The organism is Streptomyces sp. CLCI03 (genome assembly GCF_053615355.1).
Genome location: NZ_CM132132.1, coordinates 4,925,282 through 4,946,318, shown reverse-complemented (window position 1 = coordinate 4,946,318; position 21,037 = coordinate 4,925,282). Strand labels below are relative to the sequence as shown.

Below are 21,037 nucleotides of genomic sequence, written 5' to 3'. Positions count from 1 at the left end.
CCCGATGGAATTCAATTCCGTATTAGGGGTGAGAGAGAGTTTAAACCATCGCTGCCGAACTTGTCCAGTTCGAGGCAACCGTTCGAATCTACCTCCCCGCGCGCTCCGTGTCAACGGTCTTCGCGGGACGACGAGGAGACTAGCAGCTCAACGGGCTGGTACGCACATCAGGCCGCGGTCGGGAGCGTCGCCGTTTGGTCGGCCGCCTCCACGTCGCCCACGTCACCGGCGCGCGCGGCCCTGCCGCCCAGGATGTAGACGTAGAGCAGGAACGCGACCTCCGCCGCGATGCCGATCGTGATGCGGGCCCAGGTGGGGAGGCCCGACGGGGTCACGAAGCCCTCGATCAGGCCCGAGACGAAGAGGACCACCGCGAGGCCGATGGCCATGCCGAGCGCGGTGCGGCCCTGTTCCGCGAGGGCCGTGCGGCGGGTGCGGGGGCCCGGGTCGATGACCGTCCAGCCCAGGCGCAGGCCCATGCCCGCGGCCACGAAGACGGCGGTCAGTTCGAGCAGGCCGTGCGGCAGGATCAGGCCCAGGAAGACGTCGAGGCGGCCGGCCGAGGCCATCAGGCCGAGGCCCACGCCGAGGTTGGCCATGTTCAGGAAGAGGATCCAGATCACCGGTATCCCCAGGAACGCGCCCAGGACCAGGCAGATCGCCGCCGCCTGGGCGTTGTTCGTCCAGACCTGGGCGGCGAAGGAGCCCGCGGGGTGGCTGGAGTAGTACGTCTCGTACTGGCCGCCCGGCTGCGTGAGCGCCTTCAGCTCCTCGGGGGCCGCGATGGCGCTCTGGACCTCCGGGTGCGTGGCTATCCACCAGCCGATGAGCACGCCGAGCGCCGTGGAGAGCAGCGCCGTCGGTATCCACCAGCGGCGGCTGCGGTAGACCGCGGCCGGGAAGCCCGCCGTGAAGAAGAGGGCGGCGTCGCGCCAGCCGGCCCGGCGGGTGCCGGTCACCGTGGCGCGGGCGCGGGCCACGAGCTGGGTCAGTCGGCCGGTGAGCATCGGGTCGGGGGCGCTGGACCGGATCTGGGAGAGGTGGGTGGAGGTGCGCTGGTAGAGCGCGACGAGTTCGTCGGCCTCGTCACCGGTGAGCTTGCGGCCGCGGCCCAGGAGCTGTTCCAGGCGGTCCCACTCCGCATGGTGTGCGGTCACGAAGACGTCGAGATCCATCCGGCTGCCGCTCCCCTGTCCCAGGTCCCCTGGCCATTGCCTATTCCTAGTGTGGTCAGCTTGGCAGACTGGAGGCCTCAGGGGCGGGGCAGGTCGGACGAGAGGTGCTGTGGTGAGCGATCTGGTGACGGGGGACGCGGTCGTCCTGGGGCTCCGGCCCGCACGGCTGCCGAGCCGCGGGCTGGCGATCCTCCTGGACCTGGCCGTGTACGTCACCGGATACGTGCTCATCTCCGTCGGGCTGACCGTGGCCACCGCCTCGTTGGACCTGGCCGCCCAGGCGGCCGTGGCCGTGGCGACCTTCCTGCTGTTCCTGGTCGGCGTACCGATCGCGGTGGAGACGCTGTCCCACGGGCGGTCGCTCGGCAAGCTCGCCTGCGGGCTGCGGGTCGTCCGGGACGACGGCGGACCGATCCGGTTCCGGCACGCTCTGGTGCGCGGATCCATGGGGGTCGTGGAGCTGATCCTGACCTTCGGGTCCATCGCGTGCATCGCCTCGCTGGTGTCGGCGCGCGGCCGGCGGCTCGGGGACGTGTTCGCGGGGACGCTGGTGGTCCGGGAGCGGGTGCCGGGGACGCGAGTGATGCCGGTGCCTCCGCCGCCGCCGTGGCTGGCCGGGCGGTTCACCGGGCTGGACCTGTCGGCGGTGCCGGACGGGCTGTGGCTGGCGATCCGCCAGTACCTGACGCGGATGGACCAGCTGGATCCGCAGGTCGGTGCCGCGATGGCGGTGCGGCTCGCGGACGATCTGGTCGCGCGGACCGGGGCGCCGCCTCCGGCCGGGGTGCCGGCCGCCGCGTTCCTGATGGCCGTGGTGCACGAACGGCAGACGCGGGACGCCGCCCGGGCGTTCCGGCCGGCCGCCGTCGGGCCCGGCACCGGGTACGCGTCCGCGCCGATGCCGGGGATGATGCCGATGCCGGGGACGATGCCTGTCGTGGCGCCGGTCCCCTACGTGGCTCCCGCGCCGGCGGCACCCGTGGCGCCCGTCGCACCCGTACCGCCCGTGGAGGCTCCGCGCGCCGGCGGGTTCGCGCCGCCCGCCTGAGCGGTCACTGTTCCTCGAAGGTCGAGGGCGGTGTCTCCAGGTGTTCGAGTTCGATGCCGGGGGCCGAGAGCACCACGTCCCCGGCGATGTGGACGGTGTGGACCTCGCCCGTGTCCAGGGCGCTGACCTGGTACTCGTCCACCAGCAGCGGGCCGCTGTCCGTGGGGTGTTCCTGCCGGGCGACAAGGGCCCAGGCCTGATCGACCGTACGGGGGGCCAGTACCGGGTCGGTGAGGGCCAGCAGCCGGACGCGGGTCGCGGGGGCGCCGGGGGCCAGGCGCAGCAGGCGGGTCGTGGCGACGAGGAAGGCCGGGGAGGTACCGGTGAAGCCGGGGGCGGCGATGTTGCCCTCGGTGGCCTCGGTGCCGGTGGGGTCGGTGCGGACCCAGGTGACGCCGTCGATGGCGGCGCCGCGCACCTGCCAGCTCGCGGCGTTGAGCTCCATGCGGATGGGGCGGCCCAGCTCGTCGACGGCCAGGTCGACGGAACCGCGGTGCTCGCCGTCCGGGCCGGTGAGCTGGGAGACGTAGCGCCAGCCGGAGGGGCCGGGCGCGCAGTGGAAGTGCTCCTCGCCGAGCGGGGTGTGGTCGTGCGGGTCGTGGAGCGAGTAGCGGCCGCGGGGCATGGTGCGCACTCTTCTTGGGGTCGAGGGATACGGGGCAGGCCCCCGGCACGGGTGCCGGGGGCCTGCTTCACGTTCTGCCGCCGCTGATCAGAGACTGATCAGGGGTTGATCAGTAACGGTAGTGGTCCGGCTTGTACGGGCCCTCGACCTGGACGCCGATGTACGCGGCCTGCTCCGGGCGGAGCGTGGTGAGGCGGACGCCGAGGGCGTCGAGGTGGAGGCGGGCGACCTTCTCGTCGAGGTGCTTGGGGAGCACGTAGACCTCGGTCGGGTACTCCTGCGGCTTGGTGAAGAGCTCGATCTGGGCCAGGGTCTGGTCCGCGAAGGAGTTCGACATCACGAAGGACGGGTGACCGGTCGCGTTGCCGAGGTTCAGCAGACGGCCCTCGGAGAGGACGATCAGGACCTTGCCGTCGGGGAACTTCCAGGTGTGGACCTGGGGCTTGACCTCGTCCTTGACGATGCCGTCGATCTTCGCCAGGCCGGCCATGTCGATCTCGTTGTCGAAGTGGCCGATGTTGCCCACGATGGCCTGGTGCTTCATCTTGGCCATGTCGGCGGCCATGATGATGTCCTTGTTGCCGGTCGTGGTGATGAAGATGTCGGCCGTCTCGACGACGTCGTCCAGCGTGGCGACCTGGTAGCCGTCCATCGCCGCCTGCAGCGCGCAGATCGGGTCGATCTCGGTGACGATGACGCGCGCGCCCTGGCCGCGGAGCGACTCGGCGCAGCCCTTGCCGACGTCGCCGTAGCCGAAGACGACCGCGACCTTGCCGCCGATGAGGACGTCGGTGGCGCGGTTGATGCCGTCGATCAGGGAGTGGCGGCAGCCGTACTTGTTGTCGAACTTCGACTTGGTGACGGCGTCGTTCACGTTGATCGCCGGGAACAGCAGGGTGCCCTCGGACATCATCTCGTAGAGACGGTGCACACCCGTGGTGGTCTCCTCGGTCACACCGCGGATCTCGGACGCGAGCTGGGTCCACTTCTGGGGGGACTCGCCGAGGGTGCGGTTGAGCAGGGTGAGGATGTGGGCGTACTCCTCGGAGTCCGCCGTCGACGGGTCCGGGGCGGAGCCGGCCTTCTCGAACTCGACGCCCTTGTGGACGAGGAGGGTGGCGTCACCACCGTCGTCGAGGATCATGTTCGGGCCGCCGGTGGGGGTGTTCGGCCAGGTCAGCGCCTGCTCCGTGCACCACCAGTACTCCTCCAGCGTCTCGCCCTTCCAGGCGAAGACGGGGACGCCCTGCGGGTTCTCCGGGGTGCCGTTCGGGCCCACCGCGATGGCCGCGGCGGCGTGGTCCTGGGTGGAGAAGATGTTGCAGGAGGCCCAGCGGACGTCGGCGCCGAGGGCGACGAGGGTCTCGATGAGCACGGCCGTCTGCACGGTCATGTGCAGCGAACCGGTGATGCGGGCGCCGGCCAGGGGCTGCGCCTCCGCGTACTCGGCGCGGATCGACATCAGACCCGGCATCTCGTGCTCGGCCAGGGTGATCTCCTTGCGGCCGAACGCGGCAAGGGAGAGGTCTGCGACCTTGAAGTCCATGGGTGCTGCTCCTCATGGTTCGAGAGGGTGGGTACGGCTGGGCCGTGCGCCGTCCTGGGGACGGGACACCGAGCACAGTCCGTCGGGGGTCCTCTCTCCCCTCGGCCGGTCGCAGGGACCGCCCGACCCGCCATCAGCAGCGACGCCTGACACTGGGCACGAATCTACACCGATCGGTGGAGCGAGCCCCAGTCGGACGAGGAAGAAACCGGGTGGTGATGCGCGGACGGCGCCTTCCCGGAGGGGGCGCGGGCCGTGCCTGACGGGGCGTCGACCAGGGGGTACGGACGGAGATCCGAAGATCGGGACCCGGCCTCCGTAGGGTTTCGGCCAGACCGTAGTCTTCCGGCCGTTCGCACTGGTGGGAGGGGCTACGGAGTCATGGAACACAGACCTGGGCGCAAATTGCGGATATGGGCGATCGTCCTCCTGATATCGGGCGTCGCGCTGAACGTCGGCGGGGTCGCGCTCATGGTGAGCCGGTTCGAGCCGCTGTACTTCGCCGGCGACTCGATGCTGCCCACGCTCGGGGACGGGGACGAGCTTCTGCTGAGGAAGGATCCGGCGCAGGTACGTCGTGGTGACGTCGTCGGTTACCGCAGCGTCGCGTGGCAGAGGCCGTATCTCTCCGTCGGGCGCGTGGTGGCGGTGGAGGGCGACCACATCGCCTACGCGAAGGGGGACGCCACCCTGACCCTCAACGGGCAGCCGCTCGACGAGCCCTACGTCCTGGGTGGCGCTCCCGGGGACCCGGGCCTCAGCTTCGCCGTGTCGGTGCCGAAGGGCCGGGTCTTCGTCCTGGGGGACAACCGGGGCAACTCCGCGGACTCCCGCTACTTCCCGGAGCTCCAGTACGGCACGCTGGCGGTGTCGGACGTGACGGGGGTCAGCGTCCCGTGGGAGAACGCGCTGATGTTGACGTGCGGCGTGGCGTCGTGGGTCGGATCCCTCGCCCTTCCCGTGGCGCTCGGGCTGGGCATCGCCGCGCGGGTGGCGCGGCGGAAGCAGCCGGTACCGGCGGGGCCCGTCTGGGGCGCCGTACACGTCGAGGATTCGTAGCACCACGCGTGAAGGCCCCCGCGGGCTGCTGCTCGCGGGGGCCTTCACGTGTTCGTGGCTACTTGGTGGCTTCGGGGCGGTAGATGTCCGGCTCCAGGTAGATCACCCGGGCGATCGGGACCGCCTCGCGGATGCGGGCCTCGGCCGCGTTGATCGCGTCGGCCACCTGGGTCGCGGTGTCGTGGCCCTCGACCGCGATCTTGGCGGCGACCAGCAGCTCCTCCGGGCCCAGGTGCAGGGTGCGCATGTGGATCACGCGGGTGACGACGTCCCCGTCGACCACCGCGGCCTTGATCTTCTCGACCTCCTCGACGCCGGCGGCCTCACCGAGCAGCAGGGACTTGGTCTCCGCGGCCAGGACGATCGCGATCGCGATGAGCAGGACGCCGATGCACAGGGTGCCGATGCCGTCCCAGACACCGTCGCCGGTCAGCAGGGCGAGGCCGACGCCGCCGAGCGCGAGCACCAGGCCGACGAGCGCGCCGAGGTCCTCCAGGAGGACGACGGGCAGCTCGGGGGCCTTGGCGCGCCGGACGAACTGGGTCCAGGTCTGCTTGCCCCGGATCTCGTTCGACTCCTTGATCGCCGTACGGAAGGAGAAGGACTCCGCGATGATCGCGAAGAGCAGGACGCCGACCGGCCAGTACCAGGCCTCGATCGGGTGCGGCTCGTGGATCTTCTCGTAGCCCTCGTAGATGGCGAACATGCCACCGACGGTGAAGAGCACGATGGAGACGAGGAAGGCGTAGATGTAGCGCTCGCGCCCGTACCCGAAGGGGTGTTGCGGCGTCGCCTCGCGCTGGGCCTTCTTGCCGCCGAGCAGCAGCAGCCCCTGGTTCCCGGAGTCGGCCAGCGAGTGGACGCTTTCCGCGAGCATCGACGAGGAGCCGCTGAAGAGGAATGCCACGAATTTGGCTACAGCGATGGCGAGGTTGGCGGCGAGTGCCGCCACGATCGCCTTGGTACCGCCCGACGCGCTCATGGGTGCAGGGTGTCCTTCCTAGCCACTGACTACCGGCGGCACATTGTTGCAGCCCGTGGGAGGGACGCTACGTCAGACCACCACGGCGGCTCGGAAGATCGTCCCGCTTCCGGAGAGTTCGACCTTTTCGCCCGCCGGTACGAAGACCGACTCGCCGGGCCGCAGGGTCAGTTCGCCGGCCTGCGGGGAACCGGCGGTGCAGAGCAGGATCTGCGGGGTCCCGTCCGCGAGCACCTGGGGGGCTCCGCCGGGCGCCAGGAGGAAGCGGGAGAGCCGGAATTCGTCGATGGGGGTCTCGTAGACCTCCTCGCCCTCGGGGGTCGCCTCGGGGCGCATTACGCCCGGGTCGCTGGGCTCGAACTTCACGATCTTCAGCAGCTCCGGCACGTCCACGTGCTTGGGGGTGAGCCCGCAGCGCAGCACGTTGTCGGAGTTGGCCATGAGCTCGACTCCGAGGCCGTCGAGGTAGGCGTGCGGGATGCCGGCACCGAGGAACATGGCCTCGCCGGGCTGGAGTCGGACGTGATTGAGGAGCATGGCCGCGATCACGCCGGGGTCGCCCGGGTAGTCGTGGACGAGTGAGGCGTAGGGCTTGTACGGGCCTCCGAGGCGTTCGGCGGCGGCCGCGGCCTCGGTCACCGTACGGGCCATCTCCGCGCGGTCCGCGGTCAGTACGGCGGTGAGCACCTCGCGCAGGGCCGCCTCTTCGGGGTGGGCGCGCAACAGGTCGACGTACGGTTCGAGCGAGTCGACGCCGAGGCCGGCGAGGAGTTCGGCGGCCTCCAGGGGCGGGCGGAAACCGCACAGGCCGTCGAAGGGGGTGAGCGCGCAGATCAGCTCGGGCTTGTGGTTGGCGTCCTTGTAGTTGCGGTGGCCCGCGTCGATCGGGACGCCTCGGCGCTCCTCGTCGGCGTAGCCCTCCTTGGCCTGGGCCAGGTCGGGGTGGACCTGGAGGGAGAGCGGGGCGCCGGCGGCGAGGATCTTGAGGAGGAAGGGCAGCCGGGGGCCGAACTTGGCGACGGCGGCCGCGCCGAGCTCGCGCTCGGGGCCGGCGGCGATGACGTCCGACAGGGTGGTCTCGCCGGTTCCGCGGTCGAGGCGGGAGGGGGCGCCGGGGTGGGCGCCCATCCACATCTCGGCCTGGGGCTCACCCGTGGGCTCCACCCCGAGGAGGGTGGGGATGGCGGTGGTGGATCCCCAGGCGTAGGGGCGGATCGTGTTCGTCAGGCGGTCCATCGGTCGTCTTCCTGGATCTGGATGAAGGGGCGGGCACGGATGTGTGCCTCAGGTGCGTCCCCCGGAGGCCAGCGCCAGGTAGGCGGTGGCGAAATCCGTGACGGCGAGGAGTTCGGCGAGCTGTTCCAGCTCCACGCCCTCCTCGGGTTCGAGTTCGCTGATGGCCGTGTCGTGGCTGTGGGCGAGCTCGCGTGCGGCGGGGGCGGCGGTGAGGCCACCGGCCGGCCGGTCACGCAGCAGGACGACGCGGGCGCGCAGGGCCTGGGGCTCTTCGACCCGGTCACGGAAGAAGTCGTCGGGGTCGGCTCCGGCTGCGAAGGCTCCGGCGAGCAGGACGCCGTGGGCGGGGAGCGCCTCGGGGAGGGTCGCGGCCAGTGCGGGGCGGCCGGCGAGTTCGGCGAGGGTCGCGGCGAAGCGGCGGCCCGCGGAGCCGGCGGCGGCGCCCTCGCTCCAGATGAGCGGGAGGGAGTCGGCCAGCTCGGCGGCGAGGGTCTTGGCCGGGTTGGAGTAGGTGGCGATGGCGGGCCCGCAGCGCTCGGCGGTCCGGTCGAGCCGGTCGGCGACGAGCTGCAGCGTGTCCGGGGCGGCGGTGATCAGGCCGACCTTGTCGAGGAGCAGCAGCAGCGGCGTCAGCAGGGCCCACAGGGCGCCGGGTCCGGCGGCGGCCGACTCGTCGTACTCCTGGTACGGGGCCTTGGCCATCGGTACGAGGAGCCCGTGCGCGCCGTCCACCGCCTCGCTCAGCGGTGAGCGCTCGGGGGCGACGGCCACGACGGTGCAGCCGCGGCGGTACGCCTGCTCGGCGAGGACGGCGAGTCCGGGCTCGGTGCCGTCGGTGGTGGCGAGGAGCAGCAGGTCGACGGGCCCGGCCCAGCCCGGCAGCGCCCAGCGCAGCGCGCCGGCCGCGTGGGCGACGCCGGTGGGATCCAGCCGGATGACGGGCGCGGAGGCTCCGGCGAGGGCGCCGAGCAGGTCGGCGACGCCGGTGGCGGCGGTGCCGGGACCGGCGATCAGGACGGTGCGGGGGCGGCCGTCGGGGCGGAGGTCGGCGAGGCCCGCCTCGGTCGCGTGCCGGGCCGCGGTGCGGACTCTGGCACCGGCTTCGGCGGCGCCGCGGAGCAGGCCGCGGCGGTCGGAGCGGGCGAGTTCGTCGGGGGCGTCGAGGAGCGACTCGTCGAGCATGCGGGCTCCCTAATCAGGCGGGGCGGCGGGCCTCGTCCACGAGGAGGACCGGGATGCCGTCCCGGACGGGGTACGCGAGGCCACAGTCCTGGCCGGTGCAGATCAGCTCGGGGGCCGTCTCGTCGGCCGACTTGTCCTGGAGGGGCGAGTGGCAGGCGGGGCAGGCGAGGATCTGCAGGAGTCCGGCTTCGAGCGGCATGGGGCGTTCCCTTCGGGCATGCGGTTGGGGGGTCAGCGTACCGCCGAGTCACCTCCGGTGCGGGCCGACGGTCGCCGGTGCGGCGCCCGTGCGGGCCGGGCGGGCGCCGGGGCTCCGCCCCTCGGGGGGAACCCCGGCTCTGCCGGGCACCGGGCTCTGCCCGGACCCGCGCCTCGAACGCCGGCGGGTCCGACTTCGGCCCGGCCGGCACGGGAAGGTGTCCGGCGGGGCCGATCTTGCCTGGGTCAGATCTTGCGGATGAGGGCCAGGACCTCGTCGCGGGTCTTCGCCAGGGTGGCGGCGTCGCGGGCCTCGACGTTCAGGCGGAGCAGGGGCTCCGTGTTGGAGGCGCGGACGTTGAACCACCAGTCGGTCGAGGTCGCGGTCAGGCCGTCGAGCTCGTCCAGGGTGACGTCCTCGCGGGCGCCGTAGATGTCCTTGATCTCGGCGACGCGGGCGGCCTGGTCGGCGACCGTCGAGTTGATCTCGCCCGAGCCCTCGTAGCGGTCGTACGAGGCGACCAGGGAGGAGAGGGTGTCCTGCTGGCCGCCGAGGGCCGCCAGGACGTGGAGCGCGGCGAGCATGCCGGTGTCCGCGTTCCAGAAGTCCTTGAAGTAGTAGTGCGCGGAGTGCTCGCCGCCGAAGATGGCGCCGGTCTTGGCCATCTCCTCCTTGATGAAGGAGTGGCCGACGCGGGTGCGGACGGGGGTGCCGCCGTGCTCGCGGACGACCTCGGGGACGGACCAGGAGGTGATCAGGTTGTGGATGACGGTGCCCTTGCCGCCGTTGCGGGCCAGCTCGCGGGCCGCGACCAGGGCGGTGATCGCCGACGGGGAGACGGCCTCGCCGCGCTCGTCGACGATGAAGCAGCGGTCGGCGTCGCCGTCGAAGGCGATGCCGAGGTCCGCGCCTTCGGCCAGTACGCGGGCCTGGAGGTCCACGATGTTCTTCGGGTCGAGGGGGTTCGCCTCGTGGTTCGGGAACGTCCCGTCCAGCTCGAAGTACATGGGGACCAGGTCGAGGGGGAGGCCCTCGAAGACGGTGGGGACGGTGTGGCCGCCCATGCCGTTGCCCGCGTCGACGACGACCTTGAGCGGGCGGATGGCGGTGAGGTCGACCAGGCCCGTCAGGTGCGCGGCGTAGCCGGCGAGGGTGTCCTGCTCGGTGATCGTGCCGGGGACGGTGCCGGCGGCGATGGCGGGGGCGCCCTCGTCGGTCCACTGCTCCGCCAGCTCGCGGATGCGCGAGAGGCCGGTGTCCTGGCCCACGGGGGCCGCGCCGGCGCGGCAGAGCTTGATGCCGTTGTACTGGGCCGGGTTGTGGGAGGCCGTGAACATCGCGCCGGGGAGGTTCAGCGCGCCGGACGCGTAGTACAGCTGGTCGGTGGAGCACAGGCCGATCAGGGTGACGTCCACGCCGCGGGCGGCCGCACCGCGCGCGAAGGCGGCGGACAGGCCCGGGGAGGAGGGGCGCATGTCGTGGCCGATCACGATCGCCGTGGCGCCGGTGACCTCGACGAAGGCGGCACCGAACAGTTCGGCCAGCGGCTCGTCCCATTCGTCCGGTACGACGCCTCGTACGTCGTATGCCTTGACGATGTTCGTAAGATCTGCGGCCACTGCCTGCCCTCCTGAGGTGTTCTGTGCGGTTCGGCAAACCTACCTCGAACCTGGAGGGGCTTTTCAGACGGTCCTGGCGTCAGGAATCGGGCGAGCGCAAGACCCGCAGGTGTCCGCGACGGGTCTCGCCGGGGACCGGGCGGCTTTGACCGGAACCGCCGGCCTCCACCGTCCGCTCGGGCGGGCGCGCCGCCTCGCGTACGGCGTTGGCGAGGGCTTCGAGGTCGTCGCCGCTGGGGCGGGACGGCCCGGAGCCGTCGGACAGGCGCACGACGTCCCAGCCCCGGGGGGCGGTCAGGCGCTCCGAGTGCTCGGCGCACAGGTCGTAGCAGTGGGGTTCGGCGTAGGTGGCGAGCGGGCCGAGAACTGCGGTCGAATCGGCGTAGACGTACGTCAGTGTCGCGACGGCAGGGCGGCCGCACGCAGTGCGCGAACAGCGACGTACAAGGCTCACGACGTTGGACGGTACCGCACTCTTGACCGGGCCGCGACGACTCCACCGCCGCTCACTCCCCCGTGTCGTGCTCAGGGCTACCCTGCGGGGGTGACGGACACCCCTCTTCCTCCCTGCCCCGCAGAGCCCCCCGCGGGGGCCCCGGCCGAGCCGCGCCCGCGCCGGCGGGACCGGCACGGGCGCGGGATGCGCGGTCCGGTGGCTCCTCCTCAGGTGCCGCTGTCGGCGAGCCGGTCGGAGCTGTTCGGGGACCTCGTACGGGACTCCGTGGAGCGGCTGGAGCGACGTTGGCCGCAGCTGTCCGAGGTGGAGTTCCTGATCGGTGACGTGCCGGGGCCGCCGGGCGGTCCGGACGGTGGCTGGAACGACGAGGCGGTGCCGCTGGGCGCGGTGCAGGAGTCCCGCGAGGGGCGACCGGCCCGGATCGTGGTGTTCCGGCGGCCGGTGGAGATCCGGACCAAGACGCGGGACGAGAAGGCGATGCTGGTCCACGAGATCGTCGTGGAGCAGGTGGCGGAGCTGTTGGGGCTGTCGCCGGAGACGGTCGACCCCCGGTACGGCGAGAACTAGGCCGCTACTTCGCGGACACGCCCTGAGGCCGTCGGCGCCCCGGCCCACCTCGCGCGTGCCGGGGCGCCGTCCTGTCAGCGGGTCAGGACGGAGAGGTCCTGGACGGCCTTGGGGACCGAGACCGTGGAGTGGTCGTCCGAGAGGGCCTGCACGGTGAACATCGCGATGCCCTCGTGCGGGAGGGACAGGGTGCGGGCCGCGTGGACCGGGCCGCCCGAGACGGTCTCGACGGTGAGGGCGTAGGAGCCCTTTCCGCCCGCCGGGGCCAGGGACAGCGTCTGGGTGGTGCCCGCCTTGACCATGACCTCCTGGGAGGCCGGCTCGCCGCCGCCGGTGCCCGGCGAGGCGGTCACCTTGACCTTCGCGTCGGCGCCCGGCGCGGTCAGCGCCAGCAGGGTGGTGTTCTCCTCGGGCCGGTTGTCGGCCACGGTCGCCCGTACGCCGACCGGCCCGGTGGCGGGGACGAAGCCGATCTCCTGCTTGGCGCCGCTGCCGCGGACCACCCGTACCGCCGCGACGACCGGGGCGGACTTCTTGGGGTCGGAGGGCGTCAGCAGCAGCGAGCCGGGTTCGCCTCGGGTCAGGTCCTTGAGGTCGACGGCCGCCGTCATTCCGGCCTTGACGTGCAGCTGCTCGTTGCCCGCGGGGCTGATGGAGCCGCCCGGTGCGGCCAGGCGCACCTTCAGGTCGGCGTCCTCCTCGCCCGGTACGAAGACGACCAGCCGTACGGAGGTGGCGTCCGCCGGGATGCCCGGCAGGACGAGCGAGCCCGCCGGGTCGGCGGAGGCCGGCAGCCAGTCGGCGCCCACTCCTTCCTCGCCGACCTGCACGGATGCGCCGACGCGGCCCGCGCGGGTGGTGACGTGGGCGGTGGCGTCCGCGAGCTGGGCGCCCGGGACGAGGGTGGACAGCAGGACGGTCTTGGTGGACTTGGGGTCGACGCGGATGCTCTCGCTGGTGCCGGCGTCGGGCTTGGCCGGACCGTCCGGGCCGAAGATCTTGATGTCGACGATGGCGGCGGCGTCGTCGGGGTTGGTGAGGTGGACGTAGTCCTCGCGCCCCTTGGCCGTGCTGACCGCGGGGAACCAGAAGTCGGTGCCGGGGGCGGTGCAGCCGACGCCGAGCACGCCGCGGGTGCGGCCGACCGAGACCTTGGTGGTCAGCTGTGCGGTCCAGCCGGGGGCGAGGGCGCCGTCGGCGCTGCCGGTGAGGGCGGGCGCGTCGGCGCCGCTGGCGGTGGCCCCGAAGGGCTTGCCCGCCTCCTTGGGTTCCAGCACCGGCTTGGCGTCCTTGGTCGCGCCGAGCAGCCGGGCCGAGCCCTTGCCCTCGCCGGCGGGGGAGCCGGGGGTGAAGGCCGTGTACGTCGTCTCGGCGATGTCCGAGGAGCTGGGCCCGGGGCACACCAGCAGGGACCGCTCCACCGGCATGCGGGCCGCGGTGGCGGCCTTGGCGTCGGCCGCCTTGCCGTCGGCGGCGGGTGCGGTGAGGGCGGCGACGCCGGTGAGGGCGGCCAGGGCCGCGGTCACCGCCGCCAGCGTGAGGGGTGCGCGCTGCTTCACTGCTGGGGGCTCCCGTCCGGGCGCTGGTCGTACGGCGGGTAGGGCTCGTACGGGTAGGGGTACTGCTGCTGGTCCGGGTCCTGGACCGGCTGGTGCTGCGGCTGCTGCGGGTACGGGTCCTCGTAGGCCTGGCCGGCGTGCCCGCCCTGCTGTCCGCCCTGCTGGTCGTACTGCGGGTACTGGTCGTAGGGGACCTGCTGCTGCGGCTCGTACGCGTAGCCGCCCTGGTCGCCGTAGGCCTGGTAGGCGTAGCCGTCGTCGCCGTACACGGGCTGCGCCGGGATCTGCGCGTACGGGTCGGCGACCTCGGCGGTCTCCACCGGTACGGGGGCCGGTTCGGCCTCGGCGCGCAGCCGGCGGGCGCGGCGGCCTTCGCCTGCGTCGCCCGGGCCGGGCCGGGACGGGAGCGCGGTCTCCTCCTCGGGCAGGTCGTCGTCGAGCTCGGCGCGGCGGCCGGGCAGGGCCATCACCAGCAGGACCACGGCGAGCAGGCCCTGGGCCCAGTACCAGGCGGTCCGCAGCAGGGAGTCCTCGTGGACGAGGTCGAGGCGGCCGCCGTCGGCGGGCAGTTCGAAGCCCTGGGCCCAGCCGTCGACGGTCTTGGGCTTGAGGGCCTTGCCGTCGAGGGTGGCCCGCCAGCCTTCGTCGGCCCGGTCGGCGATGCGCAGGACGCGGCCCGCGTCACCGGCGGGGATCTTGCTGTGGGCCTCGACGGGTCCGGCGGCGACGGGGATCGGGGCCTCGCCCTGCTTGCCGGAGAGGATGACGGCGCGCGGCTGCCAGGGTTCGACGCCCCACAGGGCGGTGCCGTCCTGCTGGTGGCGACGGCTGAGGCCGGGGGTGGCGTCGAGGACGCGGCGGATCTCCTCGGGGCCGCCGGGTCGGAACATCACGAAGCGGATGGCGAAGGCGCTGAGCTGGCTGGACTGGTCGGCTCCGGAACCGGCGACGAGGTTGGAGACGACCTTGTCGAGGCGGGCGTCGCCGCCGGTGCGGGCGGTGACCTCCGCGTCGCCGATGCGGCCGCCGGAGCCGCGGACGAGGCTGTAGGAGACGGTGGCCGGCGGGTCCAGGTCGAGGATCAGGGTGCGGGTCTGGTTGTCGTCGCCGCCCGCGTCCGCGACGAAGGCCGGGACCTGTACGGGGTCGCGGCGCTGCAGCGGGCCGTCGGCCCCGGCCACCAGCCAGGTGGCGGCGGCGATCAGCGGTCCCACGGCGGCGGCCAGGGCGATGAGGGCGGCCAGCGGTTGGCGCCAGCCGAAGCTGCGGGCGGCGACGCGTTCCTTGGCCCCGTCGGCGCCGAGCACGGCGGCCGCGAGGAGGGCGAGCCCGTAGACGAGGGTGGCGGGTCCGGCCCAGGCGGTGCGGTTGAGGACGACGGCCAGGAGCAGTCCGGCCAGGGCTGCGGCCCAGGCGGTGCGGACGGCGAAGGCGCGGTCGCTGCGCAGCAGGGCGGCCAGGGCGGCGAGGACGATGCCGACGAGGACCGCTCCGGGGCCGGTGCCGGGGCCGCCGGGGCTGATGGCGAGGAGGCCTACGGCGTCGGCGGAGCCGGCCCCGTAGGGCAGTCCGGCCTCGTGCAGGAGGCGGCCGGGGTGCGTGAGCAGGCCCAGTGACCAGGGGGCGAGGACGAGCAGCGGGACGGCGAGGGTGGCGAGCAGGCGCAGGCCGTACGCCTTCCAGTGCGCCCGGCGCAGGACCAGCGCGCCGATCCCGAGGACGGCGGCGAGGGGCCATACGACGGGGGTGAAGGCGGTGGTGAGGGTGAGGAGCAGGATGTACGTCCACACCGCGCGCCGGCCGCCCCGTCGGTCGGCTGCTTCCGCGCCGTCGGCGAGGTCGAAGGCGGCGACGGCGGCGCGGGCGAGGAGCGGGAGCACGACGGCGAGGACGGCGGTGCCGAGGCGGCCGCCGGCGAGGGCGCCGGTCACGGCGGGGAGGAAGGCGTAGGCGATGGCCGCCCAGGCGCGCAGCAGCCGGGATTCGACGAGCGGCCGGGAGGCGAAGTAGGCGGTGAGGCCGGCGAGCGGGACGGATCCGACGAGCAGCAGGGTCAGGGCGGCCTGGGTGGATCCGAACAGCAGGGTGGCGAGGGTGCCGAGGACGGCCAGGTAGGGCGGTGCGGAGGCGGTGGAGCCGGTGCCGACGGCGTGCCAGCCGTCGGTGTAGGCGCTCCAGAGGTCGGAGCCGCTGTCGGGGGCGGGCAGCAGGGCGCCGCCCATGAGGGAGCCGCCGCCGATCAGGGCGCGGCAGGCGGCGAGGGAGACGAGGGCCAGGAGGGCGAGGAGGAGGGGCGCGGGGTTGCGGGCGAGCCGCTTGAGGCGGGCGAAGCGCTCGGTCTCCACGAGGTAGTCGCCGTCCTCGCGGGGGGCGTCGAGGACGCTGCCGCCGCCGTGCCGGCCCGCGGGGGCGGTCGCGGTGTCGCGGTCGCTCCCGAAGTAGCCGGCGAGCTGTTCCGCGTTGGCCCGCAGGGAGGCTCCCGGCGGGGGGAAGAGCGGGCGCAGGTCGGCGGCGGGGACGGCGGGGCGGCGGCGGGCCTTGCGGGCGGCGAGGAGCCGGCCGGGGCGGAGCAGGGTGGCGAGGAGGCCGGTGAGCTCGTCTACGGCTTGGCCGGGGGCCTTGCCGATGAGGTAGGCGAGGGTGCGCAGCACGGTGCCGAGCAGGACGCGCAGCAGGACGTAAGGCAGGGCGCGGCCGGAGCTGTTGGCGAGGATCGTGTAGACGGCGCCGGCCTTGTCGACGCGGTGCGGGCCGGCGGTGGTGCGGCCGGCGCAGTCGACGGTGCGGCGTTCGCGGGCGGCTGCCTCGGCGTGCCGCAGGACGGCGTCGGGGGCGACGAGGACGGTGTGGCCGGCGCTCTGGGCGCGCCAGCACAGGTCGACGTCGTCGCGCATCAGGGGCAGGCGCCGGTCGAAGCCGCCGAGTTCGTCGTAGACGTCGCGGCGGACCAGCATGCCGGCGGTGGAGACGGACAGGACGGGGCGGACCTGGTCGTGCTGGCCCTGGTCCTGTTCGCGGCGGTCGAGGCCGGTCCAGCGGCGGCCGCTGCGGGCGATGGTGACGCCGGCTTCGAGGAGCTGCTTCTTGTCGTACCAGCCGCGGAGCTTGGGGCCGATGATCGCGGCGTCGGGGTTCTCGTCGGCGACGCGGAGCAGTTCGGTGAGGGCGTCGGGTTCGGGGGCGCTGTCGTCGTGCAGGAGCCAGAGCCACTGGACGGGTTCGCCGTGGGGGAGGTCGGGTAGGTCGTACGTGTCGTCGCGCCAGGTGCGGCTGACCGGGTCCCAGCCGCTGGGGCGCTTGAGGTACGGGAGGTCCTCGGGGGTCAGGGTGCCCGCGCTGCGGGCGGATTCGTCGACCGCGGTGCCGAAGCCGGTGCGGCGGGCGAGGTGCAGGACGTGGTCGTCGCCGAGGGCCTCGGTGAGCAGCCGCGCGGATTCGTCGGCGCTGCCGGTGTCGGCGGCGACGTGGTTCTGCGCGGGGCGTTCCTGGCCGAGGAGGCCGGCGAGTGTCCGGGGCAGCCAGCGGGCGCCGTCATGGGCGACGAGGACCGCGGTGACGACGTGCCGGGGGAACTCGGGTGTGGCGGGGGCCTGGTAGGAGGCCGTCGACTGGCTGTGCAGGGACATCGCGGTACGGGCCCTCCGGCCGGGGGTCCGGGGGTGGTGTGCCCTCGGAGGCTGCTGGACAGCGCCCCACCCTAACGGCTGCCACGACAGCGGTCCGCCTCCTGCGGGGAAGGTGCAGGAGGCGGACCGTGTGCCGTGCTGTGTGTCGTGCTCGTCGTCCCGTGCTGCCGGTTCTGCGGTACGTGCCGTGGTGCGTTCGATATGTCGTGCGATGTGCGGTAGGTGCCCGGTCGGTGGTGCGCCGGCCGTTTCAGACCGCTGCCTTTTTCAGGCGGCGGCGTTCCCGCTCGGACAGACCGCCCCAGATGCCGAATCGCTCGTCGTTGGCGAGGGCGTACTCAAGGCATTCGGAGCGGACTTCGCAGGCGAGGCAGACCTTCTTGGCCTCGCGGGTGGAGCCGCCCTTCTCGGGAAAGAAGGACTCGGGGTCGGTCTGGGCGCACAGAGCGCGCTCCTGCCACCCGAGCTCTTCGTCCGCCTCCTCGACCAGCAGTTCCTGAAACAGCTCGGTCATGTGCGCCCCTCGCTCTGTCTGTGCGTCCCCGTGACGATGCCGTCACTGATTGCTACGTAACGACACGAGTGAAATTACAAGTGCGTGGCTCCGGGGCAGTCAAGCCGAGATCTGCTATTGGGCCCCTTATTCACTCTGCGGAACCAAGCCTATGCAGAAAGTGTTCATATCGCCAAAAATCGTGACACATGCCACCGGCACCACAGGTTGCCGTCTTTACCCGTATTCCACGTGCCACCTCCGGGCGGGGTTGCGGTCCGGCCGGAGAAGCGGCGCAGATCACATTCAGGTCACGGAAGTCGGGATCTGGTTTGAGCGCCGACACAGCGCCACATCCCCTGCCGCACACTGCACAAACCTTTCTCCGGGCACGGTAACCGGATGAGGTGAAACTTTTACCCCAAACCGGACATTGGGTTGACAGTCAGGCCCCCCAGCCGTTCTCCTTGTTCGCATGTCAGCGCCCGCAGCCACCACCCGGACCCCCATTCGTGGGTTCCTGTGCGCTGCCCAGGTTCGCTGTTGCTGTTGCAGCTGTTGATGCCCGCGGAGCCCCGGCTCCTCAGAGCTCCGGCCCGCCCCCCGCAGCAACCGCCAGCACGACTGACATCCGTCGAGGTACCCCCACGATGAACAGCACGCACAGCGCCACCCCCACCGCTCCCGCCGCCGCGTCCGTCGCGCCCGCCGCGGTCGAGAGCGACCTCCAGATCGCCGGCGACATCCTCGCCGTCCAGCACCTGCTCCAGCCCGCCCGGGAACACCCGGCCACCGTCGCCGAGTTCGCCGGGCTCGCCCGCTCCATCGCCGAGGACCGCGCCTCCTGGGAGCACCTCGTCGAGTACGACGCCACCACCCGCTGGTACCACCGGCTGCGCACCGGCCCCGGATACGAGGTCTGGCTGCTCAGCTGGGTACCCGGCCAGGGCAGCGGCCCGCACGACCACGGCGCCTCCTCCGGCGTCATGACCGTCCTGCAGGGCGAGCTCACCGAGCACACCTCCCGCGGCCGCACCACCCACCGCCCCGGCACCCAGCGCGTCCTGGCCCCCGGCCGCGCCCACGAGGTCGTCAACGACACCCTCGACGGCGCGGTCAGCCTGCACGTCTACTTCCCCGGCCTGACCGAGATGCCGATGCACAGCTGCTCCCCGGCCGAAACCGCGTCCGTACCGGCCTGACCTCGATCGGCCTGACCTCGATCGGCCCGACCACCACCCCTCCACGACAGCCTTCGGCTGACAGACTGTCCGCATGCGCATTGTTGTTCTGGCCGGCGGTATAGGCGGCGCCCGGTTCCTGTCCGGACTCAAGTCGGCGGTGCCCGACGCGGACATCACGGTCATCGGTAACACCGGTGACGACATTCACCTCTTCGGGCTCAAAGTCTGCCCCGACCTGGACACGGTGATGTACACCCTCGGCGGTGGCATCAACGAGGACCAGGGCTGGGGTCGCTCCGACGAGTCCTTCACCGTCAAGGAGGAACTCGCGGCGTACGGGGTCGGACCCACCTGGTTCGGCCTCGGCGACCGGGACTTCGCCACCCACATCGTGCGTACGCAGATGCTCGGCGCGGGCTACCCGCTGAGCGCCGTCACCGAGGCCCTCTGCGACCGCTGGCAGCCCGGTGTCCGGCTGCTGCCCATGTCCGACGACCGGGTCGAGACCCACGTCGCCATCACCGAGGCCGGCACCGGCGAGCGCCGCGTCATCCACTTCCAGGAGTACTGGGTCCGGCTGCGCGCCTCGGTGGACGCGGAGGCCGTCGTACCCGTGGGGGCCGAGCAGGCCAAGCCCGCCCCCGGTGTGCTGGAGGCCATCGCCGCCGCCGACGTGATCCTCTTCCCGCCGTCGAACCCCGTGGTCTCGATCGGCACGATCCTCGCCGTCCCCGGCATCCGGGATGCCGTGGCCTCCGCCGGGGCGCCCGTCATCGGCCTCTCCCCCATCGTCGGCGGCGCACCCGTGCGCGGGATGGCCGACAAGGTGCTGGCCGCGGTGGGCGTCGAGTCCACCGCCGCCGCGGTCGCCCTGCACTACGGGACCGGGCTGCTGGACGGCTGGCTCGTGGACACCTCCGACGCGGACACCGTCGCCGAGGTGGAGGCCGCCGGGATCACCTGCCGTGCCGTACCGCTGATGATGACCGACGTCGAGGCCACCGCGGAGATGGCCCGCGCCGCGCTGGAGCTGGCGGAGGCCTCCCGGTGACGGGGGTGCCCGCGTACGAGGTGCGGGCGCTCGACGGGATCCCGGAGGTCAGGCCGGGCGACGACCTGGCGAAGCTGATCACGACGGCCGCCCCCGACCTGCGGGACGGGGACGTCCTGCTGGTCACCTCCAAGATCGTCTCCAAGGCCGAGGGTCGGATCGTGCACGCCGAGTCGCGGGAGGCCGCGATCGACGCCGAGACCGTGCGGGTGGTCGCGCGCCGGGGTCCGCTGCGGATCGTCGAGAACCGGCAGGGCCTGGTGATGGCCGCCGCCGGCGTGGACGCCTCCAACACCACCCCCGGCACGGTGCTGCTGCTGCCCGAGGACCCCGACGGCTCGGCCGCCGCGATCCGCGCGGGCGTGCGCGACACCCTGTCGGTGGACGTGGGCGTGGTCGTGACGGACACCTTCGGGCGGCCGTGGCGCACCGGCCTGACGGACGTGGCGATCGGCTCGGCCGGGGTGCGGGTCCTGGACGACCTGCGCGGCGGCACGGACGCGCACGGCAACCCGCTGAGCGCGACCGTCGTGGCCACCGCCGACGAGCTGGCCGCCGCCGGTGACCTGGTCAAGGGCAAGGCGGCCGGGCTGCCGGTGGCCGTCGTACGCGGGCTGGCCCACGTCCTGGGCGAGGGCTCCTCGGCCCGGGACCTGGTGCGCTCCCCCGCCGACGACATGTTCCGGCTGGGAACCTCGGAGGCGGTACGGGAAGCCGTGACGCAGCGCCGCACCGTACGGGCCTTCACCTCCGAGCCGGTGGACCCGGGCGCGGTACGGCGGGCGGTGGCGGCGGCCGTGACGGCCCCGGCCCCGCACCACACGACGCCGTGGCGGTTCGTCCTGCTGGAGTCCGAGGCCTCCCGGGTGCGACTGCTGGACGCGATGCGGGACGCGTGGATCGCGGACCTGCGCGCGGACGGCAAGTCCGAGGAGTCCGTCGCGAAGCGGGTCCGGCGCGGGGACGTGCTGCGGGCCGCCCCGTACCTGGTGGTGCCGTGTCTGGTGACGGACGGCGCGCACCACTACGGGCACGCCCGACGGGACACGGCGGAGCGGGAGATGTTCGTGGTCGCGATGGGCGCCGGCGTGCAGAACCTGCTGGTCGCGCTGGCCGGGGAGCGGCTGGGCTCGGCGTGGGTCTCCTCGACGATGTTCTGCCGGGACGTGGTGCGCGAGGTGCTGGAGCTGCCGCAGGACTGGGACCCGATGGGGACGGTGGCGGTCGGCCACCCGGCGGCGGCCCCGCCGGACCGGCCGGGACGCTCCGCGGCGGACTTCATCACAGTGCGGTGACGCCTGCGGCGAGCCCGTGCGGCCGACGGGCCGCCGCTGCCCTGCCGGGGGCGCCTGATCGGCAGGACACCCGCTAGGGGGTGTCCGCAAAGTAGCGCCGGCCGCCCGAAGGGCGGGCCCCGCGGCGTCCGGTG

18 protein-coding genes are annotated in these 21,037 nt (G+C 72.9%); 6 read left to right on the top strand and 12 right to left on the bottom strand.

Going from position 1 to position 21,037, the window contains the following annotated elements; genetic code table 11:
- Positions 1-167: 167 nt before the first annotated feature.
- Positions 168-1,175, bottom strand: coding sequence for a stage II sporulation protein M (locus ACWG52_RS22855; protein ID WP_389815452.1), 1,008 nt, complete (start codon positions 1,173-1,175; stop codon positions 168-170).
- Positions 1,176-1,287: 112 nt separating this feature from the next.
- Between ACWG52_RS22855 and ACWG52_RS22850 the strand changes: the two genes are divergently transcribed.
- A complete protein-coding gene (locus tag ACWG52_RS22850) occupies positions 1,288-2,223 on the top strand; it encodes an RDD family protein (RefSeq protein WP_453125763.1) in 936 nt (311 codons plus the stop codon).
- A gap of 4 nt (positions 2,224-2,227) precedes the next feature.
- Here ACWG52_RS22850 and ACWG52_RS22845 read toward each other — a convergent pair whose 3' ends face one another.
- Positions 2,228-2,848, bottom strand: a complete 621-nt coding sequence (locus tag ACWG52_RS22845) for a hypothetical protein (RefSeq protein WP_390141770.1) — start codon at positions 2,846-2,848, stop codon at positions 2,228-2,230.
- A gap of 109 nt (positions 2,849-2,957) precedes the next feature.
- Entirely contained in the window at positions 2,958-4,394 is a 1,437-nt protein-coding gene (gene ahcY / locus ACWG52_RS22840; protein WP_389815459.1) for an adenosylhomocysteinase, read from the bottom strand.
- A 381-nt stretch (positions 4,395-4,775) separates the two neighbouring features.
- Between ahcY and lepB the strand changes: the two genes are divergently transcribed.
- Positions 4,776-5,453 (top strand): signal peptidase I, encoded by a 678-nt coding sequence (gene lepB, locus ACWG52_RS22835; RefSeq protein WP_389815462.1) that lies wholly within the window; start codon positions 4,776-4,778, stop codon positions 5,451-5,453.
- A gap of 58 nt (positions 5,454-5,511) precedes the next feature.
- Here the strand turns inward: lepB and ACWG52_RS22830 are convergent, their stop codons facing one another.
- The 6 genes from ACWG52_RS22830 to ACWG52_RS22805 form a co-directional block, all read right to left on the bottom strand.
- The gene (locus tag ACWG52_RS22830) at positions 5,512-6,435 is read right to left on the bottom strand and encodes a cation diffusion facilitator family transporter (protein ID WP_389815465.1); all 924 of its coding nucleotides are present in this window, start codon (positions 6,433-6,435) and stop codon (positions 5,512-5,514) included.
- A gap of 72 nt (positions 6,436-6,507) precedes the next feature.
- Positions 6,508-7,671 carry a mannose-6-phosphate isomerase, class I gene (manA, locus tag ACWG52_RS22825; protein ID WP_389815468.1) on the bottom strand — a complete coding sequence of 388 codons (1,164 nt, stop codon included), beginning with the start codon at positions 7,669-7,671 and terminating at the stop codon, positions 6,508-6,510.
- Positions 7,672-7,719: 48 nt separating this feature from the next.
- Positions 7,720-8,853: an SIS domain-containing protein gene (locus ACWG52_RS22820; protein WP_389815470.1), complete on the bottom strand. Its 1,134-nt coding sequence runs from the start codon at positions 8,851-8,853 to the stop codon at positions 7,720-7,722.
- Positions 8,854-8,866: 13 nt separating this feature from the next.
- Positions 8,867-9,052, bottom strand: a complete 186-nt coding sequence (locus ACWG52_RS22815) for a Trm112 family protein (RefSeq protein ID WP_030724745.1) — start codon at positions 9,050-9,052, stop codon at positions 8,867-8,869.
- A 245-nt stretch (positions 9,053-9,297) separates the two neighbouring features.
- Positions 9,298-10,671, bottom strand: a complete 1,374-nt coding sequence (locus ACWG52_RS22810; protein WP_389815474.1) for a phosphomannomutase/phosphoglucomutase — start codon at positions 10,669-10,671, stop codon at positions 9,298-9,300.
- Positions 10,672-10,750: 79 nt separating this feature from the next.
- Positions 10,751-11,200: a DUF3499 domain-containing protein gene (locus tag ACWG52_RS22805; RefSeq protein ID WP_389815644.1), complete on the bottom strand. Its 450-nt coding sequence runs from the start codon at positions 11,198-11,200 to the stop codon at positions 10,751-10,753.
- 15 nt (positions 11,201-11,215) lie between these two features.
- Between ACWG52_RS22805 and ACWG52_RS22800 the strand changes: the two genes are divergently transcribed.
- Complete coding sequence (locus tag ACWG52_RS22800; protein WP_371587864.1) at positions 11,216-11,695, top strand: metallopeptidase family protein; 480 nt, start codon at positions 11,216-11,218, stop codon at positions 11,693-11,695.
- Between the two features lie 74 nt (positions 11,696-11,769).
- Here ACWG52_RS22800 and ACWG52_RS22795 read toward each other — a convergent pair whose 3' ends face one another.
- The 3 genes from ACWG52_RS22795 to ACWG52_RS22785 form a co-directional block, all read right to left on the bottom strand.
- Positions 11,770-13,254, bottom strand: coding sequence for a DUF5719 family protein (locus ACWG52_RS22795; protein WP_390169158.1), 1,485 nt, complete (start codon positions 13,252-13,254; stop codon positions 11,770-11,772).
- Positions 13,251-16,880, bottom strand: coding sequence for a glycosyltransferase (locus ACWG52_RS22790; RefSeq protein ID WP_453125758.1), 3,630 nt, complete (start codon positions 16,878-16,880; stop codon positions 13,251-13,253). The genes ACWG52_RS22795 and ACWG52_RS22790 overlap by 4 nt, the downstream gene beginning before the upstream one ends.
- Before the next feature lie 250 nt (positions 16,881-17,130).
- Positions 17,131-17,394, bottom strand: coding sequence for a WhiB family transcriptional regulator (locus ACWG52_RS22785; RefSeq protein ID WP_003983763.1), 264 nt, complete (start codon positions 17,392-17,394; stop codon positions 17,131-17,133).
- A 629-nt stretch (positions 17,395-18,023) separates the two neighbouring features.
- On the opposite strand from ACWG52_RS22785, the gene ACWG52_RS22780 reads away from it, so the two are divergent.
- The 3 genes from ACWG52_RS22780 (at position 18,024) to ACWG52_RS22770 (ending at position 20,903) form a co-directional block, all read left to right on the top strand.
- Positions 18,024-18,575 (top strand): cysteine dioxygenase, encoded by a 552-nt coding sequence (locus ACWG52_RS22780; RefSeq protein ID WP_389815484.1) that lies wholly within the window; start codon positions 18,024-18,026, stop codon positions 18,573-18,575.
- 73 nt (positions 18,576-18,648) lie between these two features.
- Positions 18,649-19,608 (top strand): 2-phospho-L-lactate transferase, encoded by a 960-nt coding sequence (cofD, locus tag ACWG52_RS22775; RefSeq protein WP_389815487.1) that lies wholly within the window; start codon positions 18,649-18,651, stop codon positions 19,606-19,608.
- A complete protein-coding gene (locus ACWG52_RS22770; protein ID WP_390140739.1) occupies positions 19,605-20,903 on the top strand; it encodes a coenzyme F420-0:L-glutamate ligase in 1,299 nt (432 codons plus the stop codon). Before cofD ends, ACWG52_RS22770 begins: the two co-directional genes overlap by 4 nt.
- Positions 20,904-21,037 lie beyond the last annotated feature (134 nt).